18 protein-coding genes and 1 riboswitch are annotated in these 14,640 nt (G+C 49.2%); of the genes, 2 read left to right on the top strand and 16 right to left on the bottom strand.

Translation table 11 applies throughout. From position 1 onward, the window contains the following. Nucleotides 1-9: 9 nt before the first annotated feature. The 3 genes from CLC91_RS09480 to CLC91_RS09470 form a co-directional block, all read right to left on the bottom strand. The gene (locus CLC91_RS09480) at nt 10-399 is read right to left on the bottom strand and encodes a hypothetical protein (RefSeq protein WP_095500330.1); all 390 of its coding nucleotides are present in this window, start codon (nt 397-399) and stop codon (nt 10-12) included. Then, on the bottom strand, nt 396-944 hold the full coding sequence (locus CLC91_RS09475; RefSeq protein WP_095500329.1) for an NAD(P)H nitroreductase: 549 nt from the start codon (nt 942-944) through the stop codon (nt 396-398). Before CLC91_RS09475 ends, CLC91_RS09480 begins: the two co-directional genes overlap by 4 nt. Nucleotides 945-1,007: 63 nt before the next feature. Beyond that, the gene (locus tag CLC91_RS09470; protein WP_095500328.1) at nt 1,008-1,604 is read right to left on the bottom strand and encodes an HvfX family Cu-binding RiPP maturation protein; all 597 of its coding nucleotides are present in this window, start codon (nt 1,602-1,604) and stop codon (nt 1,008-1,010) included. 97 nt (nt 1,605-1,701) lie between these two features. On the opposite strand from CLC91_RS09470, the gene CLC91_RS09465 reads away from it, so the two are divergent. Beyond that, on the top strand, nt 1,702-2,100 hold the full coding sequence (locus CLC91_RS09465; protein WP_095500327.1) for an HIT domain-containing protein: 399 nt from the start codon (nt 1,702-1,704) through the stop codon (nt 2,098-2,100). A gap of 1 nt (nt 2,101) precedes the next feature. Here the strand turns inward: CLC91_RS09465 and CLC91_RS09460 are convergent, their stop codons facing one another. The 11 genes from CLC91_RS09460 to hinT form a co-directional block, all read right to left on the bottom strand. Then, nucleotides 2,102-3,457, bottom strand: a complete 1,356-nt coding sequence (locus CLC91_RS09460) for a Fic family protein (RefSeq protein WP_095500326.1) — start codon at nt 3,455-3,457, stop codon at nt 2,102-2,104. A 294-nt stretch (nt 3,458-3,751) separates the two neighbouring features. Next, a complete protein-coding gene (locus tag CLC91_RS09455; RefSeq protein WP_095500325.1) occupies nt 3,752-4,645 on the bottom strand; it encodes a hypothetical protein in 894 nt (297 codons plus the stop codon). A gap of 102 nt (nt 4,646-4,747) precedes the next feature. Next, a complete protein-coding gene (locus CLC91_RS09450) occupies nt 4,748-5,587 on the bottom strand; it encodes a DUF6279 family lipoprotein (protein WP_095500324.1) in 840 nt (279 codons plus the stop codon). Between the two features lie 34 nt (nt 5,588-5,621). Then, entirely contained in the window at nt 5,622-6,443 is an 822-nt protein-coding gene (locus CLC91_RS09445; protein ID WP_095500435.1) for a phosphotransferase, read from the bottom strand. Further along, complete coding sequence (gene pnuC / locus CLC91_RS09440) at nt 6,416-7,051, bottom strand: nicotinamide riboside transporter PnuC (RefSeq protein ID WP_095500323.1); 636 nt, start codon at nt 7,049-7,051, stop codon at nt 6,416-6,418. Before pnuC ends, CLC91_RS09445 begins: the two co-directional genes overlap by 28 nt. After that, complete coding sequence (locus CLC91_RS09435) at nt 7,051-7,344, bottom strand: hypothetical protein (protein ID WP_095500322.1); 294 nt, start codon at nt 7,342-7,344, stop codon at nt 7,051-7,053. Before CLC91_RS09435 ends, pnuC begins: the two co-directional genes overlap by 1 nt. A gap of 5 nt (nt 7,345-7,349) precedes the next feature. Continuing rightward, nucleotides 7,350-9,539: a TonB-dependent receptor gene (locus tag CLC91_RS09430; protein ID WP_095499538.1), complete on the bottom strand. Its 2,190-nt coding sequence runs from the start codon at nt 9,537-9,539 to the stop codon at nt 7,350-7,352. Between the two features lie 39 nt (nt 9,540-9,578). After that, a riboswitch (TPP riboswitch) is annotated at nt 9,579-9,678 on the bottom strand. A gap of 21 nt (nt 9,679-9,699) precedes the next feature. Further along, nucleotides 9,700-10,098: a YcfL family protein gene (locus tag CLC91_RS09425; protein ID WP_095499537.1), complete on the bottom strand. Its 399-nt coding sequence runs from the start codon at nt 10,096-10,098 to the stop codon at nt 9,700-9,702. Nucleotides 10,099-10,108: 10 nt separating this feature from the next. Then, complete coding sequence (locus tag CLC91_RS09420) at nt 10,109-10,540, bottom strand: PaaI family thioesterase (RefSeq protein ID WP_095499548.1); 432 nt, start codon at nt 10,538-10,540, stop codon at nt 10,109-10,111. Next, the gene (locus CLC91_RS09415) at nt 10,530-11,036 is read right to left on the bottom strand and encodes a PaaI family thioesterase (protein WP_095499536.1); all 507 of its coding nucleotides are present in this window, start codon (nt 11,034-11,036) and stop codon (nt 10,530-10,532) included. Before CLC91_RS09415 ends, CLC91_RS09420 begins: the two co-directional genes overlap by 11 nt. Further along, nucleotides 11,033-11,386 (bottom strand): purine nucleoside phosphoramidase, encoded by a 354-nt coding sequence (gene hinT, locus CLC91_RS09410; RefSeq protein ID WP_095499547.1) that lies wholly within the window; start codon nt 11,384-11,386, stop codon nt 11,033-11,035. The genes CLC91_RS09415 and hinT overlap by 4 nt, the downstream gene beginning before the upstream one ends. A gap of 86 nt (nt 11,387-11,472) precedes the next feature. On the opposite strand from hinT, the gene CLC91_RS09405 reads away from it, so the two are divergent. Beyond that, entirely contained in the window at nt 11,473-13,230 is a 1,758-nt protein-coding gene (locus CLC91_RS09405; protein WP_095500321.1) for a M61 family metallopeptidase, read from the top strand. Here the strand turns inward: CLC91_RS09405 and CLC91_RS09400 are convergent. Together CLC91_RS09400 and pdxH are read right to left on the bottom strand one after the other, a co-directional pair. Next, the gene (locus tag CLC91_RS09400; RefSeq protein ID WP_095499534.1) at nt 13,227-13,835 is read right to left on the bottom strand and encodes a YceI family protein; all 609 of its coding nucleotides are present in this window, start codon (nt 13,833-13,835) and stop codon (nt 13,227-13,229) included. The genes CLC91_RS09405 and CLC91_RS09400 overlap by 4 nt on opposite strands. A gap of 166 nt (nt 13,836-14,001) precedes the next feature. Then, nucleotides 14,002-14,637, bottom strand: coding sequence for a pyridoxamine 5'-phosphate oxidase (gene pdxH / locus CLC91_RS09395; protein ID WP_095500320.1), 636 nt, complete (start codon nt 14,635-14,637; stop codon nt 14,002-14,004). Between the last annotated feature and the right edge of the window lie 3 nt (nt 14,638-14,640).

Here is a 14,640-nt window from a genome sequence, read left to right as displayed (position 1 = left end):
ACAGTTACCTCACCCGCCCCACTGGACCCAAACCACCGCGGCCGCGCAAACCCAAGGGGCCAAGCCGTGCAACCAAGCTCGCGAGCCCTGCCCTTGGTAGTAACAATAATAGCTATACGCAAACCAGATGCCTTGCATGAGGTAGATGAGGCTTAGGAACATCAGCAGCATGGCAACTTGACCGTAGGCGATGTAGTTGAAGGCGCTGGCGCCAAGTACGGCTGCGCTTAGCAGATGAAAGGCGCTGCGGCTGTAAAACAAGCTGCGCAGCGTTAGCTGTTGGCCGTCGCTTAGGCCGTTTTGCCAGCTATTAGAAGCAATAATGCTTGGGTAGCTTTTTAGGTGGCTTAACAAGCACGCCAGTGCGGCGATGGCGGCGATGAGCAGCGCGATGCTCATAGGTAGCGCACCTTGGCGCTGATGTCGCGGCTTGGCTTGATTTTCGGGCTGATGGCTGGGGTGCCGAGGTACAAAAAGCCTACCAGCTTGTCGTCGCCTTCGATGGCCAGCGCTTCTTTGAGCTTGGGGTGCCAGGAGTAACTGCCGGTGCGCCAAATCGCGCCCAGCCCTTGAGCTTGTGCCGCCATTTGCATGGCCATGATTGCGCATCCCGCGCTTACGTGCTGCTCCCATGCTGGCACTTTAGGATGCTCGCTCACTCGGGCAATTACCGCAATGATCATGGGCGCTCGGGTGGGCATTTTAGCGGACTTGCGAATGCCCTCTTCGTCGCTGTTATTGGCCTTAGCCACGTCGACAAAGATGTCGGACAAGCGCTGCTGCCCAAGCCCTTCGACAATCACAAACTCCCACGGCATCAAGCCCATGTGATCCGGCGCTCTTGAAGCGGCTTCCAATATCAGCGCCAGTTGCTCGGCATTAGGCCCAGGCTCGGCTAAACGGGGGCAAGATTGGCGTTGGGTGAGTAACTCGAGCGCGTGCACGGCGATTTCCTTATTTGGCTAAACTCTGTCAATCACTCACGCTATCACAGCCGGCTTTTAGGCTCAATCGCTATAGCGCTTAGCAAGATAGTAATCCACGCTGAAATAACGCCCGCCGCCCATGACAATCAGCGCCGCAAACATGAGCAAATAGGTAATGGCAAACTCGATGCCGTTATTAAGCACCACAAAGTTGCCGGACGATGTAAGCCAGTCGTAGTTGCCATGCTCTTGCAAAATGGCTTTGGCGCGATCCAGCTTTTCTTGCGCTTCCATGACCCGCTCGTTCGCCAACCACGAGCTGCCATCGGCAATGGCCAGCCAGCCGTTTTGCCAATGCACCGAGAGTGCCGCCACCAACATGGTAACCGCCAGCGGTATGCTGATCAGGCGCGTTGCCAGCCCTAAAATCAGCAAAATGCCGCCAAAGAACTCGGTGCCCGCCGCCAGTGCGGTCATCAGCTCTGGAAACGGCAAACCCAGCCCCCAGTCGGGGTTACCAAACCACGCTGCGGTGTCGCTGAAGTTAGACAGCTTGTTGTAGCCTGCTTGGATCATCACCGGCGCCAAATACAGCCGCAACGCCAACGAGGCCACGCCATCGCAATGGCTCAGAGCCGCCACGAAGTTTTGATAATATTGAGTCAGTCGGGTTACCATAAGTCGTTCTCCCTATGCTTATAGCGCTTAATGGATTGTAAGATTATAGTGAGTAAGACCCTACACCCGCCGACTTTATTGCAAACAAGGTAACTCCATGCAAATTGACAGCAGAATCCTGAACGAATCGGTTGAGCTTGAAACCCTTGAAGCCATTCAAATTCGACTGCACAAACGCGCCGATTTTTTGTGGTTTACCCTGGTGCCTTTAATTGAAGGCGTTACCGAGCTCACCGAGCTAACGCTTGGCCAGCAATTGCAGCTCCTTGAAGCCATCGCCAAAGTCGAAGCTTTCATGAAAACCCAAGCCAGCCACCAAAAACTGAACGTGGCCGCCTTTGGCAACGTGGTGAGTCAGCTTCACGTGCATTGCATCAGCCGCAACACAGGCGATCGCCTCTGGCCCAAGCCCGCCTTTGACGATGCCGCCATTGTGTGGCGTAGTGACAGCGAGCTAGCGGAGGTGATTCGGGCTTGGCGGGGGTTGGAGGGCTAAGCTATAGTTTTAGTCGCTCTCTAAGCCCTGCTGGAGCCAAATAAGCCACAGCTTTTTGGTTCTTTAACTTGGACGCCATTAATAACTCGGCTTCAACTAGTTTATTCAGGTAAGAGCGCGCTGTATTTTCATTGATATCTAACTCCAATGACACCTGTTTAACCGTAAACACCTTACCGGGCTGCTTAACCGCTTCTTTAAGAACTTCAAGCTGGCCTCTTTTTAGCCCTTTAGAGACCGGACTTTTCTCTATCCATTCCATGAACTGATAGAACTCCAGCTTTTTAGCTTCTATATGCTCATGGAGCGAATTTACCGCTTTGGTCACAACATCAACTTGATGGTAGATAAAATAGGTTAAGTCGAACTCATCTGTTTCGGTATATATGTATGCCGTATCGTAGTCAGAACGTTTCTCTTGAATCAATTTACTGATAGAAACGTATTCAAATAGCCAATAACCAGAGCGCAACATAAACCAATAAAACAACGCCCTAGCCGTCCTACCATTTCCATCTCCAAATGGGTGAATATATCCAATCATGAAATGTAATATGATTGCTTTCACAAGCGGGTGGATAAAATGATCCGAATCAGTGCCATCATCACATTCATTTGCAAATTTACACAGATCTTGCAGCCTTTCTTTCAAAGAGTCAGCTGAAGGCGGTTCATGGGCAATTTCGTTGTAAATATTTGCCACGGTAACATCGTTTGTACTTCTCAATTCACCAGGAATTGCATCATTATCAATGGCTTCAAAAGTAGCGATGGCATGAAGCTCTAATATCAAATCGATTGAAAGCGGCTCACCTTTGCGTTCAACCGCTTTTTTCATTAATAAAAAGTTATTGAAAATCATTTGCTCAGATTTATCGGTTGGCTTTCTATTATTTTCAAGCATGTCTTTAGCAACTTTGCGAGTGGTAGAAGCCCCCTCTAACTGGGATGACGTAATAGCCTCTTCCATCATTAAGTTACGAACCAAGTACCGATCTTTTTCTCTAGCGGTTATAAAGGAGCCATCTCCAATTGCATGTCCACCGCCAGTAACTTTATCGATATGATGCAATTGAGCAAATAACGAGTCTGGAATGCAATAACTGAACTCTTGTTCGAATGTATCAGCTTTGAGAAGGGGTAACGGTTTAGCAAGCGCCTTTCTGGCAAACTTGGTTGCAATCCAAGCTGACTCGGTATCTATTCCTTTTTCCACTCTCCAGATAAACTTATCCCAATGTAAATACCGACCAGAAGAATCAGTAGCGCCATACTGACCTAGTAATGGCAAAAACTCATCAGGAGAATGTTTCTTCACTAATGTAGAAAAAAGCTCAGGGGTTCTGATTCTTGCCATCCTGCATACCTTAAACTTAAAAATGATTTTTTGAGTTTAAGGTAGCAAGTAATTTTTATCAACGTAAAAACTGAAATTTACGTTTTTAAGCATATATGGAGGAGAAAATGCAAATAGGTGGCTTAGTCCTCAAGGCTAAGTCAATTTTGCAGGATCTGTAGCACTCCCCATCGGGAAGTCAACCTTGACTCCGCCCCTAGTACTTAATTTCTCCCTAATACCGTGGTTATAACTGAGCGCATAAAGAGTAGAACAAAGCGGAGCGAGGAAAGTCTAGAATTTATCTATCGGGATTTAGTCGTTATAAGCGAAGTTGTTTATATAAGTCTTAGTTAAGTTAGGCAACCTCCAATTTTTTTTAACTAAATCTACTCTTACGTCATCCCAATCAAGTAAAATCTGATGTTCCTCTGATTGTTCACCATTCGCGCTTTTATATATCGCTAACAACAATGAGTCACCTTCTGCTTGAGCTTCGTATTGATTTATTAAAGTAGTAATTGTATCGCGAGCATTCGAAACGTTTACCTCGATTAATTCTCTTAGAGAAAAGTGGATTCTACCCAAGCACGATATATAGGCCTTGGAGCACGTGACAAGTTCAACTTTGTCTGGCATTTCATCAAGAACTATTTTTTTGAAGCTAGTGTTTTGCTTTAATATTTTCTTCAAGGCGAATGCGTGAATATAATAGCCAGCCTTTCTATTCTCACCTTCACCAGACCAGCCATGACCTCGACTGTTTAAATGTATTGCTAATCCTTGATGTTGAACGTGATTTCTTAGGGCTTCCATAAACCTGTATTCAAAACAGCTGTCATATTCGTCGCTGAAATACTTTTTGATGTCTACTTGATCATCTAAAGTGCATGCCTTGACGTGTTGGTGTATTTGATCAGAGTATAACCTTGCAGATGTTAATAGGTTAACGACACGTCGATTTAGAGTTGCGGTGTGCTTGTGATGGTCTGTATATCCTTGCGGAGAATGGACGATAAAATCTGCAGTTAAACTTAAGACTTCTTGCTGTAATTCAAGGAAGTTTGACAATAGAAGATCAAACTTCTCTTCTAGTGCAAGAGCATTATTTAGAACTTGTCTACTCTGTACAAGCTTTTCGAATAGTTCTTCAGATATCTCATCATTTAGATTTCTATTCAACATTAGGTTTTTAATAAAGTACTTCATTCTGAAATCATTCTTACATCTTTAGTGCACTCCATCTTAAAGCACACAGGTAATATATTGGTATTAACGTATAAACTGTATGATTAAGCTAATCACGCCGCCCTAATCGCTCGCCAAATCCGCCACATCCCTTTGCAGCTTATCCACCCGCTTCAAAAGCTTCGCTTTCTGCTTAGCCGATAAGCTTTGATGCAGTTGCTGCATGAACGCCAGCAGATGCTGACGGTTTTGGGTGAGGTTTTGTTGAAGCTCGGGGCTCCGTAGGCTTTCTGGATTTTCTAGAAGCTGTTTGAGCTCATTGGCGAATTCTGGCTGATTACGCTGGGCTAAGACGTGCTCAAATTCTTGATACCAGGCCTCTTGATAGCGGTTCCACAAATCGAAGGTGCGCAGACGTTTCGACAAGTACTCGTCTATCAGAATTTGTTGCTCGCTGCTTACGGAGCCGAGGTACTTTTTCAGGTTCTTCTTCCAGCGCTTTTGATTGGCTTCGAGCCGCTCTTCGTCGGTTTGCTCAGCGCGCTCTTCGGCTCGCTCAGCGCTTTCTTCGCGAATGTTTTCCAGCAATTCGCTCACCTGCTTGTCGCTTAGGCTAGGCATTAGTCGCACCAGTGCTGGGGTGATGTGGGCCAAGCTGGCTTTCCAGTGACCGCCGAGTTCGTCGAAATGCGCTTGGATTTGTTCTTGGGTAACGGAGTCCGCGGCGATGTCGCTGCTTAAGCGGGCGAGTTGGTCGGCGTATTGAGCCATCTCGGTTTGTTTATGCCACGCCAGAAAGGTTTCAATTTCTTGGTTGAGCTCGGCTTTTTGTTCTTTATTAAGCTTTACGTAATCGGATAACTTCCAGCCAATGGCCCAGTCGGCAAAGTAATAACCCATTTTTACCGATGAGCAACCGCCTATCATGAGCACGGTAAGTAATAGCAGCCAAGGCTTTTTCATTCGTTATCCCGTTTTATTGTTTTAGTCCTGCAAATTAGTCCATAAGCGCATACCAGTACCAAGCATAGGCTCGCATCAGCGTTCGTGCATGATTCAGTTGCTCGTCGCTCACCTGCAGTTGCGGATATTCCTGTTGATACGCAGCAATGGCCTGTTGCACCTCATTAGAGCTTAATACGCCTAAAGGCAGCATTTGGTTTTCTATAAGCGATGCAATATCCAAAATAATGGGCGCAATGCAGGCGTACTCGAAATCGATGAGGTAGGTTTGCTCATCACACAGCAAATTACCGCTGTGCAGATCCAAATGGCACAAGCCCCAAGTTAACGGGCTGGCCTCTAGGCTGTCAATGGCCTTGAGTGCGGCTTGGCGAGTCACTTCTGCCTCGTCCATGACTTGCTTGTCGGCCCGCTCCGCCAATAATTCATGATACAGCGTCAACCGCCCTTCCATGCTAAAACGCTCAATTTGCCCGGCCAGCTTAGCTTCAAGGGCACACCAGCGCGGTAACAGGTCATAAAAGCGAGTTAAGGCTTCAGCAGCGGACACCTCAGCATGAGAATGCCAGCGAGATAAGCAATAGTCGTCATTCGCCTTTACAAGCTCTGGCGCTATGCCGGCGTTATGGCCCGCTCGCCAAATGGCCATTTCTTGAGCGCGGTTAACCCAAGGGGTGTGGTGATTAAGTTTACGCAGGTGATAATCACTTGAGGCGCCATTTGAGTGCTGCGTGCGCACCCGATAATGACGATTGGATAAGCCTTGGGATAATGGCTCGATGCTCGTTATGTCACCAGAATCAAGGTCATCGAGCCATCCCAGCTGAGTTAGGTAGCGGTTAAGGTGTTGGGGCAATTACCCTGCTCCTGTTGCAAATAGGCTTTGCGCCACACCCAATAGCTGTAAAACGCCAGCACGGTGTAGAACACAAACAAGGCACTGGTGAGCATAAAGCCTTTGCTGACGTACAAATAGATGGACACCAAGTCGATAACCACCCAATACAACCAGTTTTCAATCACTTTTAGGGCCACCAGCACTGTGGTCATTACCGCAAAGGTGGTGGTGGCTGCATCAAGATATGCAAAGTCAGCATGGGTATAGTTGCTCATCACGTAACCCAGTGCCAGTGCCACCACAGCGGTCACAGCTATGAGCTGCAAATGGCGGCTTAGCGACCAAGACACCATGGCCACGCCGGTTTGAGAGCCTCCACCATAGCGCCACATCCAAAAGCCATATACCGCCATGGCCATGTAGTAGACGTTTAGCAGCGACTCCATCAAAAGGGCCACCTTCCAAAACAGCACGGTGTAAATGAGCGTGCTCACAAAGGCCGCTGGCCAGCACCACAGTTTGCTGTTCATGGCGCCCACTAAATACACCACTGCCAACGCGACAGCGATGCTTTCCCACAAGCTCATGGCTTGGGCGTCGGCACTGATGCTGGCCAACCACTCCATTAATCGCGCTCCTTAGCCTGAGCCTTACCAAACTCGTCTTGATAATCCAACTCAAGCGGGCCTTGTAAGAACTTACACACGAAAATGGCTTTGCCAAACTTCTGATAACCGGCTTTCATTTCCGCCGACAACATGGCCATTACCTCATCAAAGTCCCCTTGCACCTGAGTACAAGTGGCGGTGGTACGACGCTCAATGTTGGGATAACTGGCCAAGCGCTCGATGAACCATTTAATTGGGGTTAAATAGTCGTCGTGCAGCGGGTACATGGAAATTTCTACGGTTAATTTCATGGTATTTAGATCCAATCGATGCTGAAAGTAACGCCCACGTGGCGCGGATCGCCGTAGCGGATGTATTGTTTTGGCGTCCAACCGTTATCCGGCTCGTTACCAAAGTAGAAACCGCGGGTGCCGTAGCGCTCATCGGTAAGGTTGCGTCCCCACACACTGACCGACCAGAAGCTGCCTTGATAACCCACCTTGGCGTTCAAAATGCCGTAGGCTTTCGATTGCGAGTCATGGCTGTCGGAGTAATAGAACTTACTCTTGCCGCTGGTGTTAATGTTGGCAAACCAGCCCCAATCGTTAAGGTAGTTAAGGCCAAGGCTGTAAGTATGCGATGGCGCATGAGCCAGCTCACGACCGCTTAAATCAACCGTATTACCACCAGAATCTTTGTACTGATAGTCGTCATAAGTGGCGTTTAGAAGCCCCAAGCTTCCGTAAAGACTGAGGTCTTGACTTAGCTGTCCGTTAAACTCGAACTCAGCGCCATAGCTGGTGCTGCTGGTGGCGTTGGCTGTGTACAAGGTAAAGCGTTGTGGGTTGTCGGGATCTTGCTGCGACGCTTCCACTTGTTGGTCTTGGCGGTCCATGTAAAACAGCGCCACACTGGTGCTTAACCGACGCTCAAACCACTGCGAATTCAAACCAATTTCGTAGTTATACAGGGTTTCTGGATCGAAGGTTTTGTATTGCGCAAGCTCGGCTGGCAAGCCCATGTTAAAGCCACCGGCTTTGTAACCGCGGGCAATGCGACCGTACACGGCTTGGGTGTCGCTGTAAGCTTTACTCAGCGCAATGTGACCGCCCCACATGTTGTCGGTCGGGTCAAAGGCTTCGTTATCGCTGTCGCTGTACTCGCTGCTACGACGCTCAAAGCGCAAGCCCGTAGACAAAGACAAACCTTGGCCAAAGTCGGTATCTAACTGGCCAAACACCGCCAGGTTAGTGGCTTCGTAGCTAGATTGCAGCACTTGATCCGGATAGCCGTTGTACTCTGAGTACAAGTCATTGTCTTCATTAAGATTCATGCCATACACGCCCACCAGCCAATCGGTGGAGCCTGCAAACAGCTTGGAGTCTTGGGTGCTGGAGAAGCGCAGCTCTTGGCTTACGGTGTCGCGCTTGGCTTGTTTGTCCCACCAGTAATCGTACTGACAAGGGCCGCTGCCAATTACGTTCCAATCGTCGTCGTATTCTTCGCAGGTTTTGCCTGCCCAGTAATCTGGGTTGGCCCAATCGCCGTCATAGGCGTGGCGCTGATCGCTCTTAGCAACGCTGGTAAGAGACACCAGTTCAAAGTATTTAGCACCGCTGTAACTGAGTTTAACCGAGCCGGCGTAGGTTTTTTGGCTATCAACGCCCGGTTGGTCGGTTAGGCTGGTAAAGCCGTTGTTATCCAAGGTCCATACGTCATAGCCGTTATCAAAGTCGGCGCCCATAAGGGTTAAGTCGACGCTGAGGTCATCACTGGCTAACCAGCGCATTTTACCGCGCACACTCAGCTCATCGCGCTTGTTGGTGTCGTTGCGGTTAAGGTAGCTGTTCTCAACAAAGCCATTTTGCGAGTGCTGCTGAATGGCAAAGCGATACAACAAGCTGCCATCGTCAGTAGCACGCCCAGAGGTGTAGCCGCCCAGTGTTAACAGGTCATCTTGGCCAACTGAAGCTTCTAGACCGTGCTCGTAATCATAGGTGGGATCGTTAGACTTCATGTATATCAAGCCCGCCAGTGCGTTGGCACCGTAACGAGTGCCCTGGGGTCCGCGCAGCACTTCCACTTGCTGCATGTCAAACAGGCTGGCGGTCATGCCAATGCCAGACAAGTCGATGTCATCGACGATAAAGCCCACCGACGAGTTCGGCGCACCTTGGTATTCTTCCTGCTCGCCCACGCCGCGAATTTGGAAATAGCGCGGACGCGAGCTACCGCCAGACCAGTTGATGTTAGCAATGCCTTGCAGCGTTTCTTGGAAGTGCTGTTGCCCTTCTTGCTTCATGGTTTGCTGATCGACAACGCTCACGCTGGATGGCACTTGTGCCAGCGGTAATTGACGGTAATCGGAAGTGACTAAAATGCGCTCAATATTATCTTGAGCGGATTCATTCTCTTGGGTAAGAGTTTGTGAATAGGCTTGCGGTGCAACCAATGCACCTATAGTTAGGCTCAGCAATGATAGCTTGGCCTTTGTTATTGTTTTCATGGGACCTCAATAGCTACAAAGATCCGGCAGCCCGCCCCTTAAAGCGTGCATGTCCATTCCTACGCCGGTATCAGCCGGATCAGGTTCTAAGGGTTCACAAATGTGTCTCAGTTGCTCAGCAACACCCCTTGGCGCTCGCGCAGTATACTGCAAAAATTCCCTAGTAGGAAATGGCTTCTCGCACGTATACCTCAAAATCCACGGCATTGGCATTAGGAGCCAGGGCTTGCACTGGGTATTGCTGCTTGCCGTGAAGCTTTACGCTTTTCCAGGCTTGTCCTTCGTTCTCCAGCACAAAGCCGTTTTTGTCATACCAGCTAAAGCGATATTGCACTCGAAAGTCGGTGCTGATTTTCGACACTAACATGGCGCTGCCCTGCAGATGATCCGCCTGCATGCGAGAGCGCACATTGGTAATGGTTACCTTGTGGCCAAAGCTGCTGTTGTCGATGCGGGTGTCGCCGTTGGACTTAGCCGACACGCCGCCGGTTTTAGCGGCACAAGCGCCCAGCGCAATGGCCATCACCACCACAGCCAGTGAACGTAAACCGTGTTTCATAATCAACTCCTTAATCAATTAAAAAGTGCGCCCGAGCGGTGGCAATGGGCTGGCGACGGTTGTCTTGCCAGGCCACAATATTGACATTGGCCACTCGCCGCCCTTGGCGGGTTATTTGACAGCGTACATAGCTTTCTTTTTGTAAACCAGCGCGAATGTAGTCGATGGATATGTCGACAATTTTCGGCACCTTAGTGGTTTGCATAGCCAGCATCAGGTGGATCATGGCGGACATTTCCATAAAACCTGAAATCACCCCGCCATGCAAGGCCGGCAGTGTCGGGTTGCCAATGTTGGACTCTCTGGCGGGCAACACAAACACAAACTCGTCGCCAAACCCTTGGCATTGCATCCCTAAAAACTGGGCGTAGGGAAACAAGGTTAACAAGCCATCGTAATCGTGGGCTTGAATGTGTTGCTCTAATGCTTGGCTAAACTCCATTAACGCCATCCTCTAGCACTTGCTTAAACTCGTCGGTTAAGACATCGGTACCAATGCGCATAAACGAGCCCACCACGTTGGCAATGGGGTGCTGCGGGTCTTCTTGATAGGCCACCCCCCGCACAAAGGCAATGTTTTTGGTGATTTTATGACACTCCACCCGACCGTAAACCGGCAAATGCGGCTCTGCACTTTTCATGTAGTCCACCCGTAAATCCAACGTGGGCGAGAGCTCGCAATGGCCGTCGCTGCTGTAACAGGCGCACACTACCGCCGAGCCTGAGGTGGTATCCATTAAGGTGGTAATAACACCGCCGTGCAATACGCCGGTTTCGGGGTAGCCCACCAGTGCTTGATGGTAGGGCAAACTTAATACGGCGTAGTTCTCGCCGGCATCTTCCACCTGCAAATTTAGGTGTTTACAGTGAGTCAACTGCCCAACGAAGGCCTGAATCAAGCCTTTGTAGGGGTTAAAGGATTCGGTTTTGTCTGTCATGAGCGTTGCAACATAGGTCCGAGTGCTTTTCCGCCAACCAAATGCAGGTGAATGTGGTACACCTCTTGGCCACCGTGCTGGTTACAATTCATGATTAAGCGATAACCGTCTTCGGCAATACCGGCTTCTTTAGCAAGCTTAGCCGCCACTGTCATCATTCGACCCAACGCCGCTTCATCGGAGGCTTTAGCGTCGTTAATGGTGGGTATCAGGTGATTAGGGACAATAAGAATGTGCTGCGGCGCTTGCGGAGAGATGTCTCTAAAGGCGGTTACCAAGTCATCTTGGAACACAATATCGGCATCGATTTCACGACGAATGATTTTACTAAAAATGGTTTCTTCTGCCATTACCAAGTCCTTGCTGTGATAGCTTCGTTTCATCATAATATCTTCACAGTATAACAAGAGCTTTTATCCAAGATATAGGTAAGCTGATGATTCATTATCGAATTCTTCCTGTTGACCCAAGCGCCCATTTGTTTGAAGTCAGCCTCACCCTACCCGCAAACGCCGAGCATACTGAGTTATGGCTGCCCAGTTGGATCCCCGGCAGCTATATGATCCGCGATTTTTGCCGCAACCTAATAAACGTTAAAGCCTACAGCGACGCCGGTGCTCTCGACTTTGAGCAAACCGATAAACAAACCTTTGTTGTTGCTCCTTGCTCACACAGTTTCACGGTCAACTATCAAGTTTACGCGTGGGACTTGTCGGTACGCACTGCTCACCTTGACCAAACCCACGGATTTTTTAATGGCACCAGTGTCTTTTTAGCCGTAAAAGGCTCTGAAGATAAAGCGGTTACCCTCACCATCGATTTGCCCGAGCAATACCCTCATTGGAAGTTGGCCTCGTCCCTCACCCGTGTCTCCGGCAATAAATGGGGCGGCGGTACCTTTAGGGCTGACAACTTTGATGAGCTGATTGATCATCCGGTTGAAATGGGCGAGTTAGACATTTGCGAGTTCTCAGTGTTGGACACGCCCCACGCCTTGGTAATTAACGGTAAGCACAAAGCCGACATCGCTCGCATTTGCGCCGATTTAGCCAAAATCTGCCAATATCAAATTGAACTGTTTGGCGGGCAAGCGCCGTTTGACAGCTATCTGTTTTTAACCACCTTGGTGAATCAAGGCTTTGGTGGTCTTGAGCATCGCGCTTCCACCGCGCTGATTTGCAGTCGCTCCGACTTAATTGGTTTTGGCCAAGAGAGCAGCAGCGGCTACACCACCTTTTTAAGCCTGTGCAGCCACGAATATTTTCACAGCTGGAACGTTAAGCGCTTAAAACCGGCTGAGTTTGTGCCCTATCAGTTACAGCAAGAAAGCTACACCAAACAGCTGTGGGCTTATGAGGGCATTACCTCCTACTACGACGATTGGATCTTGTATCGCTGTGGGCTGATTAACGCCGAAGCCTACTTGGATTTACTGGCGCAAACCATGACTCGGGTGATGCGCGGCAGCGGTCGCTTTAAACAAACCTTGCGCCAATCTTCATTTAACGCCTGGACTAAGTTTTATAAGCAAGATGAAAACGCCGCCAACGCCATTGTCAGCTACTACACCAAAGGGGCCATGTTTGCGCTGTTGTTGGACTTAGCCATGATTGAGCGCAGCGAGGGTCAGGTGAATCTCGACACTTTGCTATCAACCCTTTATCAAGACTTTGCCCTGCAAGGCCTTGGCACCTTAGATGATAGCCACCAAACTGTTGCCGAGAAGCTGTGTGGCTGCTCGCTTGCTGACGTATTCGCCTATTTAGACAGCTGCGACGACTTGCCACTGGCCGAGGCTTTAGAAAGTGTTGGGGTTACCTTAAGCATGCGCAGTCGCACCGGCGAGCAAGACAAAGGTGGACGCACCCAGTTAATGCCGATTCGAGTAGACTCTGGCATGACAGTAAAAGCGCACCCCAAAGGCGTGCAAGTGGTCACGGTCAGCCAAGGTGAAGCGGCTCATTTGGCGGGGTTAGCCGCAGGTGATGTGATCATAGCGCTGGATAATGAAGCGGCGGACGGTCAATTATTGCAGCGTTTGCAGCATTACCCCTTGGATGCGGCACTAGACATTCACTGGTTTAGAGACGAGTTGCTGATGCAAGGCAAATTAGCCATAAAAAAAGCTCCACAAACAACAGTGGAGCTAACATTAGCGGATGTAAGCAAGACTAGATTATGGTTGCGACGTTAATTACTGGTCAGTGAAATAACGAAGCTTACGGGAACGGCGGGGCTGATGCTTGGAAGCCCTGCTACTTCACGTAACTTTTCAACGCCTGCACTCATGTTATAAGCGTCGGCGTTAAGCAGTAGCGGTTGTTCGCTGGTCACCAGTAGCTGTTTGTCAGCTAGGCGAGCCACTCGAACTTGCACTGGCATGGTTTGCGATTGGCCATGAAGCTCTAGGCTGGATTCCAAGCGCATGCTGGCTTGTTGGCCAACTCCAATGGCCGCCAAGGCGTCCATGTCGACCTTAGCGGTCAAGGTGGCTTTAGGGAATTTAGCTGCTTCGAAGAGCATGTCGATCATACGTTGGTTACGAATTTCAATTAAGGTGTCGACACTGGCAATGTCAATGTCAACTGAGAACTGGCCGTCGGCCGATAGGCCACCGGAAATTTGCTTAAAGTGATGATTCTCAGCAATGGTATTGGCTTTAATGGAGATGAAGTTAACGCGCGAGGTTGTGTTGTCGATGCTCCAGCTTGCAGCCAAAGCTTGCATGCTAAAGACCGCCAATAACAGCAGTAACACCACAGATAACAAGACTCGGTTCACGAACGATAAACTGCCCATAATAATTCCCTCTTCATTAGGCGTGCGCACAAAACATTTTGTAATTGATTATTGTTTTAGACTAGACGGATAAATGCAAAGCGCAAGTGATAAACAAAAAAAAGATCGGCAAGCTTTAGGTTACCGATCTTTTTATGCCTTTTAGCGACCTTTAGGGCGCTATTCATTAAGGTGCTAACCGCTGCACCTGCCAGTCACCATTGAGCTCGTATAAAAACCGATCGTGCAATCGTCTATCGCCACCTTGCCAAAATTCAAAGCTGTCGGGCTTAATGCAATAACCACCCCAAAAGCTTGGCAAGGGCACTTCGCCTTTAGCAAACTTTTGCTTGAGCTCTAAAAACTTGCCTTCCAGCACGCCGCGAGCACTGATTTTGCTGGATTGCTGCGATGCCCAAGCGCCAATTTGGCTGTCTTTCGGTCGAGTGGCGAAATAGGCCATGACTTCTGTGGTGGATAATGGCTCGGCGACGCCGGTAATAGCGATTTGTCGCTCTAAATCGTTCCACGGAAAAATCACGTTCACTTTGGCGTTATCTTTTATGTGCTGTGATTTACGGCTACCGGTATTGGTGAAAAACACCAACCCCGACTCGTCGAAGCGTTTGAGCAGCACCACCCGCTGAAACGGCTGGCCGTTTTGGTCAACGGTGGCCAGCACCATGGCGGTGGGATCGGTGATTTCTGCGGCTCGGGCTTGATCCATCCACTTTTCAAACAGCTTAAAGGGACTGTCTGGCAAATCTTTGGACCGCAACCCCCCTTGGTTATAGTCACGACGAATGTCGGAAAGGTCTTTCATCGG

Origin of the sequence: Paraferrimonas haliotis (genome assembly GCF_002282895.1) — a bacterium.
In the GTDB taxonomy this organism is placed as follows: Bacteria; Pseudomonadota; Gammaproteobacteria; order Enterobacterales; family Shewanellaceae; genus Paraferrimonas; species Paraferrimonas haliotis.
This window is presented reverse-complemented; position numbering and strand designations above follow the sequence as displayed.